The following is a 14,811-nucleotide window of genomic DNA, read 5'->3' as shown; positions in this document are numbered from 1 at the left end:
GTGGTGAGTTTTGGGGGGATTCTTCCCGCTTCGGCCCTCCCTCCAGGCTTCGCCATCTCGATGCTGGGCAATTCCAAAGCGTACGGCCCGGCCACCTTTGCGACAAGCCGTGAAGAGTCGACCCCCGACGGCCCGGATGACCGATCGTACACCTGTTCCAATGCGCACGTCAGGGGTGCCGCGTCGGGCGCTCGCCCGGTGGCCGGAAGCCCTGCCGGCGAACGGTACTGTCGGGTCCGTGACCGATCTGGTACGGGCGGAGACCCCGGTGGTGATGGGCGTCCTCAACGTCACGCCCGACTCCTTCTCCGACGGCGGCAGATACGCCGATCTGGACGCGGCAGTCGCACACGGGGTGCGACTGCGCGGGGACGGTGCCGACCTGATCGACGTGGGTGGCGAGTCCACCCGGCCCGGCGCCGAGCGGGTCGACGCGGAGACGGAGACCGCCCGGGTGCTGCCCGTGGTCCGCGAGCTGAGCGCCGCCGGCATCCTCGTCAGCATCGACACCAGCCGCGCCCGGGTCGCCGAGGCGGTCCTCGCCGCCGGCGCGTACGTGGTCAACGACGTCTCCGGCGGCCTCGCCGACCCGGACATGGCCCGGGTGGTCCGCGACGCCGGCTGCCCCTGGGTGCTCATGCACTGGCGGGGGCACTCGCGGGGGATGCGGGAGCTGGCCACGTACACCGACGTGGTGGCCGAGGTCCGGGACGAGCTGAGCCGGCGCGTCGACGCCGCGCTCGCCGCCGGGGTGGCCGCCGACCGGATCATCGTGGACCCGGGCCTGGGCTTCGCGAAGACCGCCGCGCACAACTGGGCGCTGAGCGCCCGCCTGCCCGAGCTGGTCGACCTGGGCTTCCCGGTGCTGTTCGGGGCCAGCCGCAAGTCCTACCTGGGCCGGCTGCTCGCCGACCCGGCCGGCGAACCCCGCCCCACCGCCGGGCGGGAGGCCGCGACCGTCGCGACGAGCGTGCTCGCCGTCGCGGCCGGCGCCTGGGGGGTACGCGTGCACGACGTGCGCGGCACCGCCGACGCGCTCGCCGTCTGGCGTGCCACCGGCAGCCCCCGGCTCGCCACCGCGACCGGCCCACGGCAAGCGACAGCGCCGCGGACCGCAGCGGCCATGGGCGGTACCCGGCCGGCGGAAGCGGCCACCGGCACGAGCGGAGGCGACAGATGAGCGACCGGATCGAGCTGACCGGCCTGCGGGCGCACGGCCGCCACGGCGTCTACGACTTCGAGCGCGCCCAGGGGCAGGAGTTCGTGGTCGACGCGGTGCTCGAACTGGACCTGGGCCCGGCCGCGCGCTCGGACGAGGTGACCGACACCGTGCACTACGGCGAACTCGCCGAACGCCTCGTAGCGGTGATCACCGGCGAGCCGGTGAACCTCATCGAGACGCTCGCCGACCGGCTGCTCGCGGTCTGCCTGGCCGAGCCGCTGGTGGCCGCCGCCACGGTGACTGTGCACAAGCCGGAGGCCCCGATCCCGCACGCCTTCCGGGACGTCGCCGTCACGATGAGGCGTACCCGATGACCCGGGCCGTGCTGTCGATCGGCAGCAACCTGGGCGACCGCCTCGGCCACCTGCGCGGCGCGGTGGCCGCGCTCGGCGACCGGGTGCTCGTGGTCTCCGGCGTCTACGAGACTCCACCGTGGGGGGACGCCGACCAGCCCGCGTACCTGAACGCCGCGGTGATGGTCGCGGACCCGGCGGCGGCGCCGGAGGACTGGCTGGTCCGCGCCCGGGCCGCGGAGGCGGCGGCCGGGCGCGACCGCGACCCGCAGCGACGGTACGGGCCGCGCACGCTGGACGTGGACGTGATCGCGGTCTGGGACGACGCCGGCGAGCCGGTGCTCCGTGACGACCCCGAGCTGATCCTGCCGCACCCCCGGGCCCACCTGCGCGCCTTCGTGCTGCGCCCGTGGATCGACATCGAGCCGCACGGCCGGCTGCCCGGGCACGGCTGGCTGACCGATCTGCTCAACGCCGAGCCGCTCGCCGGGGACGCCCTGGAACTGAGCCCGCGACCCGATCTGGCGCTAGAGTCGGACACATGACCCGGTGGATCGTGGCCCGGCAGTGGCGAGCTGAGGAGGTGCGGTGAGCACCGACCGCTCCCCGCAGGGGCCCGACCGCTTCCGGATGGGGCCGACCCGGGCCTCCACGCTCGTGGTGGCCGGCCTGGCCGCCGCCGCGGTGGCCTGGCTGCTGATCAGTAGCTTCTACGGCGACCTCGGCTCTGACCTGCCCTGGCTGCCGGTGATCACGCTGGCCGGGCTGGCCGTGCTGGAGGGCTACGCGGCGGTGAACACCCGGGGCCGGATCGAGCGGCGGCCCGGCCGGGAGCCGGTCAACCCGCTGCTGGTCGCCCGGTTCGTCGTGCTGGCCAAGGCGTCGGCGCTGGCCGGGGCCATCTTCGCCGGCTTCTACGCCGGGCTGACCGGCTGGCTGTTCGTGGAACAGACCAACGCGGCCATGAACGATCGGCCGGCCGCGCTCGGCGGCCTCATCGCCGCGCTGGCGCTGGTCGCGGCCGCGCTCTGGCTGGAACGCTCCTGCCGGGTGCCGGAGCAGGAGGACGACGAGGACCGCGAGCCGGGTGACCGGGAGACGCCCCGCGGGCGTCTCTGAGGGTTCCCCCCACCCCGGCCCGGCGGTACCGTCCCTGGCGACCGGAGAGCGACGGCCGCCACCGGTCCGCCCGCCCGTGGGCCGGACGCGGCCACCTGGGGGAGGCGCGAGCCAATGGCGTACGACGATGCGGGCCGGACAGCGCCGCCGGAGACGTCGTCCGGGGTGCCCGCTGCCGTACTGGAGCACGTCTTCGACGACCCGGCCCACGGCGAACCCGGCCGGGACCGGATCGCGGTGCACGTGCTCTGGGAGTTCGTGCTGCTCGCCGGTCTGGTCGCGATGGCCTGGCTGCTCTGGCGGGAGGACTCGGACGCGCTACGCGGCGGCTCCCTGAAGACGCTGCTCGTCGACGTGGCGGCGCTCGGCCTGCTCACCCTCGCCGCCGGCCTGAGCCTGCGGGCCGGCGCGGTGAACCTGGCGATCGGCCCGGTCGCGCTGGCCGCCGCGCTGCACTTCGCCGAGCAGGGCGACCGGGGCACGCGGGAGGCGCTGCTGCCGGCGCTGGCGATCGCGGCCGCGGCAGGGCTGGCGCTCGCCCTGGCCGTGGTGGTGCTGCACGTGCCCGGATGGGCGGCGAGCCTGGCCGGGGCGGCCGGCGTGATCGTCTACCTGGAACGGCGGACCGCGCCGGTGACGGTGCAGGGCGACTACGACCCGCGCGGCAGCGCGCTGTACTTCTTCGTCGGCTTCGCCGCGGTCGCCGTCCTCGGTGGCCTGTTCGCCGCGATGAAACCGGTACGCCGGCTGATCGGCCGCTTCCGACCGGTCGCCGATCCGGCCCGGCGGCGCGGCGTGGCGGCCGCCACGGTGACCGCGCTGGCGCTCGTCGGATCCACCGTGCTGGCGACGCTCGGGGGCGTGCTGATCGCGGCGAACGGAGACGGCCAGGTCGCGTCCGGCACCGGACTGGACTGGACCGTGCTCGCGGTCGGCACGGTCATGCTCGCCGGCACCAGCGCGTACGGGCGGCGCGGCGGCATCTTCGGCACCCTGTTCGCGGTCTGCCTGGTGGTGGTGTTCCTGGCCTGGACCGTGCCGCACGGCTGGACGGTCAGCCGGTGGGCGCTCGGCGGCGCCGTGCTCGGCGTCGGCCTGCTCGTCACCCGGCTGGTCGAGACGTTCGGCCGTCCTCGCCCGGCACCGCCGGGTCCGCTCGGCCCGGTCCGCCCGGCCCGGGACGGCGCGCTGAGCGGCGGCTGGACGATGACCCCGCCGCCCGAACCGGCCGACGCCTGGCCCTCGGTGCTCCCGGTACGCCAGCACGACACCCCGGTGGAGGCATGGGAGGCCCCGCGCTGGGACAACGAACCCCGGCGCTGGGACGCCGACGACCGCTGACCCCGGCGGTGGCCGTGCGTCCGGCGCGCCCGGACTGATCTCTCCGGTTAGGCTCGGCGGCATGACCGAAACTCCTGCCCCCGGTGGCCGCACCTTCGACGAGCTCGACAAGCTCTCCACCGAGGAGCTGCGCGAGCAGGCGTTCAACCTGGCGCGCGACCGCCGCGACGTGGGCTTCTTCTGGTCGGTCCTGCGGCACCTGCCCAACGCCGACGAGGCCGCCGCGCTGGACGGCGCGCCGAACTCGATCGGCCCGACCATCGACGAGGCGAACGCGCTCTGGCGTGAGCTGACCGGGCACGGCTACGACGAGTCCGCGCCGCTGCTGCGCGCCGCCTTCATCGACTACCTGATGAAGCACTGAGGTCGATGACTGCCCGTCGGCCGACGGCTGCCGACCGGTTGCGCAGGTTTGCCCGGCGGGACCGGCCGGGAACTGACCGCCGCATGGCTCTGAGCAACCGCCCCCGCACCGTCCCCCGGTACGGCACGGCCGCCGGCACCGGCACGCTCGCCGCGTTCCTGCTCGTCGCCGTCGGCGGCAGTCCGATGTACGTGGACTGGGCGCAGCGGGGCACCGACCCGACCGGCGCGGGTGGCTGGTTCCTGCGGCTGCTCGCCTGGCCGTCCTGGCGGTGGCAGGCCGACGAGGGCGTGTTCGCCACCAACCTGCGGGCGATCCTGCTGCTCGTGCTTGCGGCGGCGCTGCTGTACCTGCTGCCCGGGCCGCAGGTAGACCGGGTGACGTCCTCGGGCAGCCAGTTCCTCTCCGGCTGGGGCGCGTACGCGCTCGCGGGCGGGCTCAGCGCCCTGTTCGCCACGCTCCTCGGCCCGCACGGCTCGCTGTTCGCCGCGTTCCAGGCGGCCAGCACCGGCGTCACGTACGGCTTCTTCGCCGGCTGGATCGTCGGGCTGGCCAGCCTCGGCGGCCGGGCCTGACCTCAGTCCACGGCGCCCAGCGCCAGCACCCGGGTGCGGGTGAGCAGCCCCACCGCCCGGCCCTCCTCGGTCACCACCGCGTGCTCCGCGCCGGAGGTGAGCAGCGCGCCGAGTGCGTCGTACGCCGAGTCGCCGAGCGCCACGGTGGGCAGGCCGGTGCCGCCGTCGGCCGGGAGCGGGTCGAGTACCGCGCGGGTCACCGGGGTCACGGCCAGCCGCCGGATGCCCCGGTCGGCGCCGACGAACTCGCGGACGAAGTCCGAGGCGGGCGAGCCGAGCAGCGCGGCGGGCGTGTCGTACTGCTCCAGCCGGCCGCCCTCGGACAGCACCGCGATCCGGTCGCCCAGCCGGACCGCCTCGTCGAGGTCGTGGGTGACCAGCACGATCGTCTTGCGTACCTCGGCCTGCAACCGCAGGAACTCCTCCTGCAGGCGGGTCCGGACGATCGGGTCCACCGCCGAGAACGGCTCGTCCATCAGCAGCACCACCGGATCGGCGGCCAGTGCCCGGGCCACGCCCACCCGCTGCCGCTGCCCGCCGGACAGTTCGTGCGGGTACCGCCGGCCGAACTGCGCCGGGTCCAGGCCGACGAGTTCCAGCAGCTCGCCGACCCGGTCCCGGGTCCGCTGCTTCGGCCAGCCCAGCAGCCCCGGCACGGTCGCCACGTTCGCGGCGACGGTCTGGTGCGGGAACAGGCCGACGTTCTGGATGACGTACCCGATGCGGCGGCGCAGCGCCACCGGGTCGACCCGGGTGACGTCGTCGTCGCCGAGCAGGATCCGCCCGTCGGTCGGCTCGATCAACCGGTTGATCATGCGCAGCACCGTCGACTTGCCGCAGCCGGACGGGCCGATCAGCACCACCAGTTCGCCGGCGGCGACCTCCAGGCTCAGCTCGCGTACCGCCTCGGTGCCGTCCGGGTAGCGCTTGCGGATGCCCTCCAGCGTGATCGACGCCGCGCCGCCTCCGGCGGTGCCTCCCGGGGTACCGTCCACGTGTGTCCCTCCACCTGAGCTACCGGGCCGACCCGGGTAATCCGTGGTTCTCCTGGCAGTACGTGCGGGACAACTCTGACACGATCCTCGCCGCGCTGCGGGAGCACACCTGGCTGACCGCCCGCGCCGTGGTGATCGCCGCGCTGGTGGCGTTGCCGCTCGCGGTGCTCGCGTACTGGTTCCGGTCGCTGTCGGCCCCGATCCTGGCGGTGACCGGGGTGCTCTACACCGTCCCGTCGCTGGCGTTGTTCGCGTTCCTCGCGCCGTACCTGGGCATCGGCGCGATCACAGTGCTCACCGTGGTCGCGCTGTACGCGCTGCTGGTCATCGTGCGCAACGCGCTGGCCGGGCTGAACCAGGTGCCCCCGGAGGTGCGCGAGGCCGCCGAGGGCATGGGGTACGGCAGGTGGGGCCGGCTGTTCCGGATCGAGCTGCCGCTGGCGCTACCCGGCATCCTCACCGGCGTACGGCTGGCGACCGTGTCCACTGTCGCGCTCGTCACGGTCGGAGTGGTGGTCGGCCGGGGCGGGCTCGGGCAGCTCATCTTCGCGGGCTTCCAGAACAACTTCTACAAAGCGCAGATCATGGCCGGCACGGTGCTGTGCGTGCTGCTGGCGCTGGTGCTCGACCTGGTGCTGGCGGGCGTGGGCCGCCTGCTCACCCCCTGGCTGCGCGGGAGGTCCGCCCGGTGAACCCCGTCGAGCAGGCAGTGGTCTGGCTGAACGACCCGCTGAACTGGACCAACCCCGGCGGCGTGCTGGACCGCCTCGGCGAGCACCTGAGCATGTCCGCGCTGGCGGTGCTGCTGGGCTGCCTGGTGGCCTGGCCGATCGGGCTCTGGCTCGGGCACAGCGGCCGGGGCGGCGGGCTGGTCCTGCTGGTCTCCAACGTCACACTGGCGATCCCGACGCTGGCGCTGCTGACCATCCTGCCGCTGACGTTCCTCGGCTTCGGCCGCCCGGCCGTGGTGGTGGCGCTCGCGGTCTTCGCGGTTCCGCCGCTGCTGGCGAACGCGTTCACCGGGGTGCGGCAGGCCGACCCGGAGGCCCGGGACGCGGCCCGGGGCATGGGTCTGTCCGGCGGGCAGGTGCTGCGGCGGGTGGAGCTGCCGCTCGCGGTGCCCTACCTGGCGGCCGGCTTCCGCACCGCGGCGGTGCAGGTGGTGGCCACCGCCGCGCTCGCCTCGTTCGTCAACGGCGGTGGGCTGGGCCAGATCATCCGGGCCGGGTTCGGGCTCGACATCGCCGCCGGCGGCGGCCAGATCATCGCCGGCGGGGTCCTGGTGGCCGGGTTGGCGCTGCTCGTCGAGGGGGTGCTCGCGCTGGTGGAGCGGGTGGTCACGCCCCGCCCGCTGCGCCGGGAACGCACGCGGGCGAACCGCCGCGCGACGGCGGCGACGACCGGCAACTGAGCCGTCGGTGACGATCGGATGACGAAAACCGCTCCGAGTTTGTCGGTCGGGTCCGGAGGATATTGGCTGGAGTCGCGGGTGGCCGTCCGGATCGCCCGTCGGACACGCGGCCGGCCCGAGGGGGTCGCGCCGGGACACGGAAGGCGGGCACTGATGCGCGCGCGTACGACACTGGCCGCGGGGGCGCTCGGCGCACTCACTGCGGCTGTTCTCCTCACCGGCTGCGGCGACGCCGGCTCGTCCGGCACCGACGCGCCCGAGCAGGGCGCCTCGGGGGCCGGCTGTGCACCGGTGGCCGGTGACCAGCTCGTCGTCCTGACCGATGACAAGAAGCTCCAGAACACCGACAACGTCATCCCGGCGATCAACGCGAAGGCGGCCACGCCGCAGCTCGTCGCCGCGCTGGACAAGGTCTCCGCGAAGCTCGACACCCCGAAGCTGATCCAGCTCAACCGGGCGGTCGACGTCGACCGCAAGACGCCCCAGGTCGCGGCGCAGGAGTTCGCCTCCGCCAACGGCGTGACCGACGGGATCGAGAAGGGCCCGGGCGGTCAGATCACCGTCGGCGCCGGCAACTTCAGCGAGAGCCAGACCATCGCCGAGCTCTACAAGATCGCGCTCACCGCGGCCGGCTACCAGGTCAAGGTGCAGACCATCGGCAACCGGGAGCTCTACGAGCCGGCCCTGGAGAAGGGCCAGATCCAGGTCGTCCCGGAGTACGCCGCCACCATGGCGGAGTTCCTCAACACCAAGGCCAACGGCAAGGACGCCCAGCCCGTCTCCTCGCCGGAGCTGGACAAGACGGTCGCGGCGCTGAAGACCGGGGGCGACAAGGCCGGCCTGGTCTTCGGCCAGCCGTCCCAGGCGCAGGACCAGAACGCGTTCGCGGTCACCAAGGCGTTCGCCGACAAGTACGGCGTGTCCACGCTCTCCGAGCTGGCCGCCAAGTGCTCCGGCCAGGCCACCGTGCTGGCCGGGCCGCCGGAGTGCCCGCAGCGGCCGAAGTGCCAGGCCGGGCTGGTCGAGGTCTACGACTTCAAGGCCGGCTCGTTCAGCTCGCTGGACGCGGGCGGCCCGCAGACCAAGAACGCGCTGAAGACCGGCTCGGCGAGCGTCGGCCTGGTCTTCTCCTCCGACGCCGCGCTGGCCACGAGCTGACGCACCACCGCCGGCCGGCGCCACGCGTGCCGGCCGGCGGCACCGCTGCCCTGTTCGACGGGCCGCTCATCGAGTGGCGCCGACCCGTTCCCCTCCGGTGGAACTCTCGGTACTCTGCTCAGCCATGCCCGCCTCGGTCGCGCCCGCCGACAAGAGCACGCCCACCCTGCTCACCGTCCTGTTCTGGGTCGGTGTGGGGCTGGCGCCCCTGGCCGCGCTCATCCTGCTGATCGCCGACGGCAACGGCTCGCTCCGGTTCGGCGCAGTCCTGGCGATCCTCGCCGTCGTGCTCATCGGTCTGTCCATCGCGCTGCGACCGGAGAGCGGTTCCGGTGGCGCGGTCGCCGAGGAGATGCGCGAGGAGCTGGCGCAGCTCCGGCGGGAGCTGCGGGCCGAGATCGTGGCCGCCGCCCAGCGCGGCAATCAGGCGCTCGACCAGGCACGACGGGCCGAGGAGGTGGCCGGCGCGGTACGGCACCGGCTCGACGCGGCCGCCGCCGGACTGGCCTCCGCGCCCGTGTCCGCCCTGGCGTCGGCGCCGGAGCGCCCGAGCGGTGCGGCCCGGGTGCCGGGCGCCGGCGTGCCCGACGTCGGCCGGTCGCAACCGGCCGGCCGGGACGACGACGAACCGGCCCGGCCGGCGTACCCCGGCGGCGGCTACGGAACCGACGCCGACGCGTCCCGGACGGGCCACTACGCCGCTGAGCCGTCCCGGACGGGCCACCACACCCCGGACCCGTCCCGGACGGGCCGATACGAGGCCGAGCCGTCCCGGACCGGCCACTACGACGCCGACTCGCCTGGGGTGGGCCACTACGACTCCGAACCGCTCCGGACCAGCCGCTACGGCACTGAGTCGCCCCGGGCGGACCACTACGAAACCGAACAGCCCCGGGCCGGTCGCTACGACTCCGAACCGGCACGGACCGGTCGGCACGACGCCGAACCGGCGGCGCGGGCCACCGTACGTCCGGACCGGCCCGCGAGCGGGGTGTACGGCGCGGCGCGGGTGTCCGAGCCGGTGGCCCGGCCGGAAACCCGCCCGGTCGGCGTGGTCCACCACACCGAGACGGTGCACGTCACCACCCGGCACACGATCGTCGGCGGTGAGCCGACCGGCACCCGGTACGGCGGATTCCCCGGCGGCTGGCCGGACGAGGACCGGTCCCGGGGCGCGGACGCGGCCGACCACCGGCACGCGGGACACCGCGACCCGGGCGACCGGTCGGGCCGCCGCGCCGGGTCGGACGACGGCGGCCGGGGTGCCGGCTCCGGCGACGACGGGCACTCGTGGACCGACCCCGGGCGTCCCGGTGCCGAGCATCCATGGGCAGGTGTCGGCCGGGCCGCTGCCGGGGAACAGGGCTGGTCCGGGCGTACCGCCGGGGGCGGCTGGTCGAGCGAGCAGGGCCGGACGGCGGCGGAGGAGCAGCGGCCCTGGTCCGGCGGCGGTGACGACCGGGCCGGCCGGGCGGCGGGCGCCTGGCCCGCGGCCGCAGCGGGCGTACCGGACGTGCCGCCCGGCCGGGCGGGCACCGACGGCGACCAGTGGTCCGAGATGCGTGCCGGCAACCGGTGGGCCGCGGTCCGTGACGACGGCGCGGGCCGGGAGATCCGCCTCGGGGAACGGCGGGCCGCAGTGCACGCCGACGGCGGCGGCACGGAGTACCGGGTCGAGGACCGGTGGGCCTCAGTGCGCGGCGGTGGAGCGGCCGCGAGCGGACCGGACGGACCGGACGCCCGCTGGTCCGGGGAGAGCCACCCGGCGCTGCCGGCCGGCGGTGTGCCGGTGCCGGACGAGTGGCGGCCACCGACGCAGCGCAGCGGCCAGGCGGAATGGCGCCAGCCACCCCCGGAATGGCGTCAGCCCGAACCGGAATGGCGTCAGCCGGAACCGGAATGGCGTCAGCCGGAACCGGAATGGCGTCAGCCGGAACCGGAGTGGCGTCAGGCCGAGCCGGAGTGGCGTCAGCCGGAGACGCGGCAGGGCGAGTCGCAGTGGCGTCGGCCCGAGCCGGAATGGCGGCCGGCGGAACCGGAGTGGCGCAGCCCGGAGCGCGGTGGACACGGCGAGCCGTATCGGGACACCGCCGACCGCTGGCGCTGACCCCGCCGGCTACTTGTCGATGTCGCCCACCACGAAGAACATCGAGCCGAGGATGGCGATCAGGTCCGGCACCAGGCAGCCGGGCAGCAGCGACGACAGCGCCTGCACGTTCGCGTACGAGGCGGTGCGCAGCTTCATCCGCCACGGCGTCTTCTCGCCCCGGGACACCAGGTAGTAGCCGTTGATGCCGAGCGGGTTCTCGGTCCAGGCGTACGTGTGCCCCTCGGGCGCCTTCAGCACCTTCGGCAGGCGGGTGTTCACCGGCCCGCTGATCCGGTCCACCCGGTCCAGGCACTGCTGGGCGAGGTCGAGCGAGACGTACACCTGGTCGAGCAGCACCTCGAAGCGGGCGTGACAGTCACCGGCGGTCTTCGTCACCACGGGCACGTCGAGCTGGTCGTAGGCCAGGTACGGCTCGTCGCGGCGCAGGTCGAGGTCGAGGCCGGAGGCGCGGGCGACCGGCCCGGACGCGCCGAACGCGGCGGCGTCGGCGGCGGAGAGCACACCGACGCCGACGGTACGGGCCAGGAAGATCTCGTTGCGCCGGATCAGGTTGTCCAGGTCGGGCATCCGGCGGCGTACCTCGGCGATGGCGGCGCGGGCGCGCCCGGTCCAGCCGGACGGCACCTCCTCCTTCAGGCCGCCGACCCGGTTGAACATGTAGTGGATCCGGCCGCCGGAGACCTCCTCCATCACGGCCTGGATGGTCTCCCGTTCCCGGAACGCGTAGAACATCGGCGTGATCGCGCCGATCTCCAGCGGGTACGAGCCGAGGAACATCAGGTGGTTGAGCACCCGGTTCAGCTCGGCCAGCGCCATCCGCAGCCAGGTGGCGCGTTCCGGCACCTCCATGCCCATCAGCCGCTCGACGGCGAGCACCACGCCCAGCTCGTTGGAGAACGCCGACAGCCAGTCGTGCCGGTTCGCCAGCACGATGATCTGCCGGTAGTCGCGTACCTCGAAGAGCTTCTCCGCCCCCCGGTGCATGTAGCCGACGATCGGCTCGGCGGCGACCACCCGCTCCCCGTCGAGCACCAGCTTCAGCCGCAGCACGCCGTGCGTCGAGGGGTGTTGCGGCCCGATGTTGAGCACCATGTCGGTGCCGAGCTGCTCACCGCCGGCGCCGGTACCGACTGTCAGCTCGCGGAGGTCGGCGGCGTCCGTGGTCATGCCCGTCATCGTGCCACGACCGCGTCGAGCGCGACGCCGACCGGCTGCCGCAGCCACAGGTGCCCGCCGAGCCCGGCCGGGTCGGTCAGTTCGGCCGCCGCCGACGCGGCGGCCAGCGCCCGCAGGTAGCCGGCCGGGTCGCGACCGGCCAGGCTCAGCGGTGGTCGCCCGCCGTCGGCCCCGAGCGCCCGCAGCGCCTCCCGCTGAGAGACCAGGGAGTACGCGCACCGCGCGACCCGCTCACCGGCGGAGGCGACCGAGTCCATGGCGACGTGCGCCGTCACGTCGCACGACCCGTCAGGGACCGGCGGCACCTGCCGCCCGCTCCGATACCCGGTGAGCGTCCCGTCGGCAGGACGCGAGTCCCGCAGATGCCCGTAGTCCACGGCGAGCGCCAGCCCTCGCGCCACCTTTCCCACAGCCTCAGCCCAGGCCAGATCCCGCGACCACCCGATCTCCCCCCTCCAACCGCCCCCGCCCTCGCCCTCACCCGCCCCGTTGATCAAGGAGTTTGTGTCCTGATCCGGGCCCTCCGAGGCCACAAACTCCTTGATCACCGGGGCGTTGGGCGGAACGGCCGAGGGCCACCAGTGGGTGAGCCAGGTGGTGTCGGTGGGGGACGGGGGCGGGCCGATCGTCTCCTCGCCGGTTTTCGGGTTCACCAGGAGGAGGCGCCAGCCCTCGGGGGTGTGGACCGCCACGTCCACTGGGACGTTGTCCAGCCATTCCGTCGCCAGGAGCAGGCCGGTGATGCCGTCGGGGATGTCGGGGCGCCAGGCGATCTCCGGCGGCAGGTCCGGTGGGCGGGTGGCCCGTTCCACGGCCACCGGGTGGAGCCGGGCGGCCAGCTCGGGTGCGGCCTGCGCCAGCAGCGCCCGGAGCAGTTCGCCCCGGCCCGCGCCCACGTCCACCACGTCCAGCCGGTCCGGGTGCCCCAGCGCCGCGTCCACCGTCTCGAGCTGCCGCAGCAGGCACGCGGTGAAGACGGGTGAGGCGTGCACGCTCGTGCGGAAGTGCGCGGCGGGCCCGGCACCGGAGACGAAGAAGCCGTCCGGCCCGTACAGCGCCCGCTCCATCGCGTCGCGCCAGCGCAGCGGGGAGGTCACCGGGCCGACCCTACGGGACGTACCCGAACGGGCGGTTTGCCCGCCACCGCAGCAGCGGCTTCCGGCGGTCGGTGAAGGTTTTCACACCTTCTTGTTTCGGGTCTGTCACCCGGGCGCATACTTGCCATCGACCGGTACCCCCTTCGAGGACTGGATCGCTGCCATGAGCGCACCGCTGCGCCCCCGGGCCACCGCTGCCCCGCTCGTCTTCCCGCGTACCCTCGCCGTCGGCGTCCTCGGCGCCGGCCGGGTCGGCGCCGTGCTGGGCGTGGCCCTCGCCGCAGCCGGTCACCGGGTGGTCGCCGCATCCGGCGCCTCGGGCGCGACACGGGCCCGGATGGCGCTGCTGCTGCCGCAGACCCCGCACCGCACCGCGTCCGAGGTGGCGCGTGCCGCCACCGACCTGCTGATCGTCGCGGTCCCGGACGACGCGCTGGCGGGCGTGGTAGCGGACCTGGCCGCGAGCGGCGCGCTGCACCCCGGCCAGGTGGTGGCGCACACGTCCGGCGCGCACGGGCTCGCCGCGCTGGCCCCGGCCGCCGAGGCGGGCGCCCGGCCGCTCGCGCTGCACCCGGCGATGACCTTCACCGGTACGCCGGACGACCTGTCCCGCCTGCCCGGCATCTCCTACGGGGTGACCGCCTCGGCCGAGCTGCGCCCGTTCGCGGCCCGGCTGGTGGCCGACCTGGGCGGCGTACCGGAGTGGGTCGGTGAGAACGACCGGCCGCTCTACCACGCGGCGCTCGCGCACGGCGCGAACCACCTGGTGACGCTCGTCAACGAGGCCGCCGACCGGCTGCGTGACGCCGGGGTGGAGCGGCCGGAGAAGGTGCTCGCCCCGCTGCTGCGGGCTGCCCTGGAGAACGCGCTGCGGCTGGGCGACGACGCGCTCACCGGCCCGGTGTCGCGCGGCGACGCGGGCACCGTGCGCCGGCATCTGGACCGGCTGGCGCGGACCGCGCCGGAATCCGTACCCGCGTATCTGGCGTTGGCACGACGGACGGCGGACCGTGCCGTCGCGGTCGGCCGCCTTCGCCCGGCGGACGCGGCCGCGCTGCGCAACGTGCTCGACGGAATCGAGGTGGCGGCCTGATGGCCGAGGTGCTGCACACGCGCAAGGAACTGGCGGCCGCCCGCGAGGCGATGGCCGGCCCGGTCGGTGTCGTCATGACCATGGGCGCGCTGCACGCCGGGCACGAGGCGCTGCTGCGGGCCGCCCGCGAGCGCGCCGGCCACGTCATCGTCACGATCTTCGTGAACCCGCTGCAGTTCGGCCCGAACGAGGACTTCGACCGCTACCCGCGCACGCTCGACACCGACCTGGAGATCTGCCGCCGGGCCGGGGTGGACGTGGTGTTCGCGCCCTCGGTGACCGAGATGTACCCGGAGGGCCGCCCGACGGTGCGGCTCGACCCGGGTCCGCTCGGCGAGGACCTGGAGGGCCTGAGCCGTCCCGGCTTCTTCCACGGCGTGCTCACCGTGGTGATGAAGCTGCTCCAGCTCACCCGCCCCGACCTGGCGTTCTTCGGCGAGAAGGACTACCAGCAGCTCACCCTGGTCCGCCGGATGGTCCGCGACCTCGACGTGCCGGCCGAGATCGTCGGCGTGCCGACCGTACGGGAACCGGACGGGCTGGCCATGTCCAGCCGCAACCGGTACCTGTCGGCGCCCGAGCGGGAGACCGCGCTGAGCCTGTCCGCCGCGTTGCGGGCCGGCGCGACGGCGGCCGAGCGGGGTGAGGACGCGGGCGCGGTGCTGGCCGCCGCGCACCGGGCCTTCGACGCGCCGGACGCGCGCCTGGACTACCTGGTGCTCACCGACACCGAGCTGGAACCCGGCCCGGTCGCCGGCCCGGCCCGGCTGCTGATCGCGGCCTGGGTCGGCGCCACCCGTCTGATCGACAACACGGCGATCCACCTCGCGCCGCGTCCCTGAACTCCACCACGAATG

16 protein-coding genes are annotated in these 14,811 nt (G+C 74.6%); 13 read left to right on the top strand and 3 right to left on the bottom strand.

The annotated features are described in order from the left end of the window. Window positions 1-238: 238 nt before the first annotated feature. The 7 genes from folP to FB454_RS23560 all read left to right on the top strand — a co-directional run bounded on the left by folP (window position 239) and on the right by FB454_RS23560 (window position 4,914). Window positions 239-1,180 (top strand): dihydropteroate synthase, encoded by a 942-nt coding sequence (folP, locus tag FB454_RS23590; protein ID WP_186461644.1) that lies wholly within the window; start codon window positions 239-241, stop codon window positions 1,178-1,180. Continuing rightward, a complete protein-coding gene (gene folB, locus FB454_RS23585) occupies window positions 1,177-1,536 on the top strand; it encodes a dihydroneopterin aldolase (RefSeq protein WP_013288974.1) in 360 nt (119 codons plus the stop codon). Before folP ends, folB begins: the two co-directional genes overlap by 4 nt. Further along, on the top strand, window positions 1,533-2,060 hold the full coding sequence (gene folK / locus FB454_RS23580; RefSeq protein WP_123110629.1) for a 2-amino-4-hydroxy-6-hydroxymethyldihydropteridine diphosphokinase: 528 nt from the start codon (window positions 1,533-1,535) through the stop codon (window positions 2,058-2,060). Before folB ends, folK begins: the two co-directional genes overlap by 4 nt. Before the next feature lie 85 nt (window positions 2,061-2,145). After that, window positions 2,146-2,634 carry a DUF3180 domain-containing protein gene (locus tag FB454_RS23575; protein WP_085983675.1) on the top strand — a complete coding sequence of 163 codons (489 nt, stop codon included), beginning with the start codon at window positions 2,146-2,148 and terminating at the stop codon, window positions 2,632-2,634. 114 nt (window positions 2,635-2,748) lie between these two features. Beyond that, the gene (locus FB454_RS23570) at window positions 2,749-3,975 is read left to right on the top strand and encodes an ABC transporter permease (protein ID WP_145823497.1); all 1,227 of its coding nucleotides are present in this window, start codon (window positions 2,749-2,751) and stop codon (window positions 3,973-3,975) included. 61 nt (window positions 3,976-4,036) lie between these two features. Beyond that, the gene (locus FB454_RS23565; RefSeq protein ID WP_013288970.1) at window positions 4,037-4,339 is read left to right on the top strand and encodes a hypothetical protein; all 303 of its coding nucleotides are present in this window, start codon (window positions 4,037-4,039) and stop codon (window positions 4,337-4,339) included. Window positions 4,340-4,422: 83 nt separating this feature from the next. Beyond that, window positions 4,423-4,914 carry a hypothetical protein gene (locus FB454_RS23560; protein WP_145753615.1) on the top strand — a complete coding sequence of 164 codons (492 nt, stop codon included), beginning with the start codon at window positions 4,423-4,425 and terminating at the stop codon, window positions 4,912-4,914. Between the two features lie 2 nt (window positions 4,915-4,916). Here the strand turns inward: FB454_RS23560 and FB454_RS23555 are convergent, their stop codons facing one another. Then, window positions 4,917-5,909 carry an ABC transporter ATP-binding protein gene (locus tag FB454_RS23555; RefSeq protein WP_091330642.1) on the bottom strand — a complete coding sequence of 331 codons (993 nt, stop codon included), beginning with the start codon at window positions 5,907-5,909 and terminating at the stop codon, window positions 4,917-4,919. 2 nt (window positions 5,910-5,911) lie between these two features. Here FB454_RS23555 and FB454_RS23550 point away from each other — a divergent pair, with 2 nt between their 5' ends. The 4 genes from FB454_RS23550 (at window position 5,912) to FB454_RS23535 (ending at window position 10,585) form a co-directional block, all read left to right on the top strand. Then, on the top strand, window positions 5,912-6,601 hold the full coding sequence (locus FB454_RS23550) for an ABC transporter permease (RefSeq protein WP_013288967.1): 690 nt from the start codon (window positions 5,912-5,914) through the stop codon (window positions 6,599-6,601). Then, window positions 6,598-7,320 (top strand): ABC transporter permease, encoded by a 723-nt coding sequence (locus FB454_RS23545; RefSeq protein WP_013475008.1) that lies wholly within the window; start codon window positions 6,598-6,600, stop codon window positions 7,318-7,320. The genes FB454_RS23550 and FB454_RS23545 overlap by 4 nt, the downstream gene beginning before the upstream one ends. Before the next feature lie 153 nt (window positions 7,321-7,473). Beyond that, window positions 7,474-8,478 carry a glycine betaine ABC transporter substrate-binding protein gene (locus FB454_RS23540; RefSeq protein ID WP_145753618.1) on the top strand — a complete coding sequence of 335 codons (1,005 nt, stop codon included), beginning with the start codon at window positions 7,474-7,476 and terminating at the stop codon, window positions 8,476-8,478. A 124-nt stretch (window positions 8,479-8,602) separates the two neighbouring features. Then, a complete protein-coding gene (locus FB454_RS23535) occupies window positions 8,603-10,585 on the top strand; it encodes a hypothetical protein (protein ID WP_145753620.1) in 1,983 nt (660 codons plus the stop codon). Window positions 10,586-10,594: 9 nt separating this feature from the next. Here FB454_RS23535 and FB454_RS23530 read toward each other — a convergent pair whose 3' ends face one another. Together FB454_RS23530 and FB454_RS23525 are read right to left on the bottom strand one after the other, a co-directional pair. Next, window positions 10,595-11,764 carry an NADH-quinone oxidoreductase subunit D-related protein gene (locus FB454_RS23530; protein WP_186461643.1) on the bottom strand — a complete coding sequence of 390 codons (1,170 nt, stop codon included), beginning with the start codon at window positions 11,762-11,764 and terminating at the stop codon, window positions 10,595-10,597. Next, window positions 11,761-12,831 carry an SAM-dependent methyltransferase gene (locus tag FB454_RS23525; RefSeq protein WP_186461646.1) on the bottom strand — a complete coding sequence of 357 codons (1,071 nt, stop codon included), beginning with the start codon at window positions 12,829-12,831 and terminating at the stop codon, window positions 11,761-11,763. The genes FB454_RS23530 and FB454_RS23525 overlap by 4 nt, the downstream gene beginning before the upstream one ends. 193 nt (window positions 12,832-13,024) lie before the next feature. Between FB454_RS23525 and FB454_RS23520 the strand changes: the two genes are divergently transcribed. Both FB454_RS23520 and panC read left to right on the top strand, forming a co-directional pair. After that, on the top strand, window positions 13,025-13,954 hold the full coding sequence (locus FB454_RS23520) for a Rossmann-like and DUF2520 domain-containing protein (RefSeq protein WP_145753628.1): 930 nt from the start codon (window positions 13,025-13,027) through the stop codon (window positions 13,952-13,954). Further along, complete coding sequence (gene panC, locus FB454_RS23515) at window positions 13,954-14,796, top strand: pantoate--beta-alanine ligase (RefSeq protein WP_013288960.1); 843 nt, start codon at window positions 13,954-13,956, stop codon at window positions 14,794-14,796. The genes FB454_RS23520 and panC overlap by 1 nt, the downstream gene beginning before the upstream one ends. The last annotated feature ends 15 nt before the right edge of the window (window positions 14,797-14,811 follow it).

This window comes from Micromonospora sp. CNZ297 (assembly GCF_007827625.1).
This window is presented reverse-complemented; position numbering and strand designations above follow the sequence as displayed.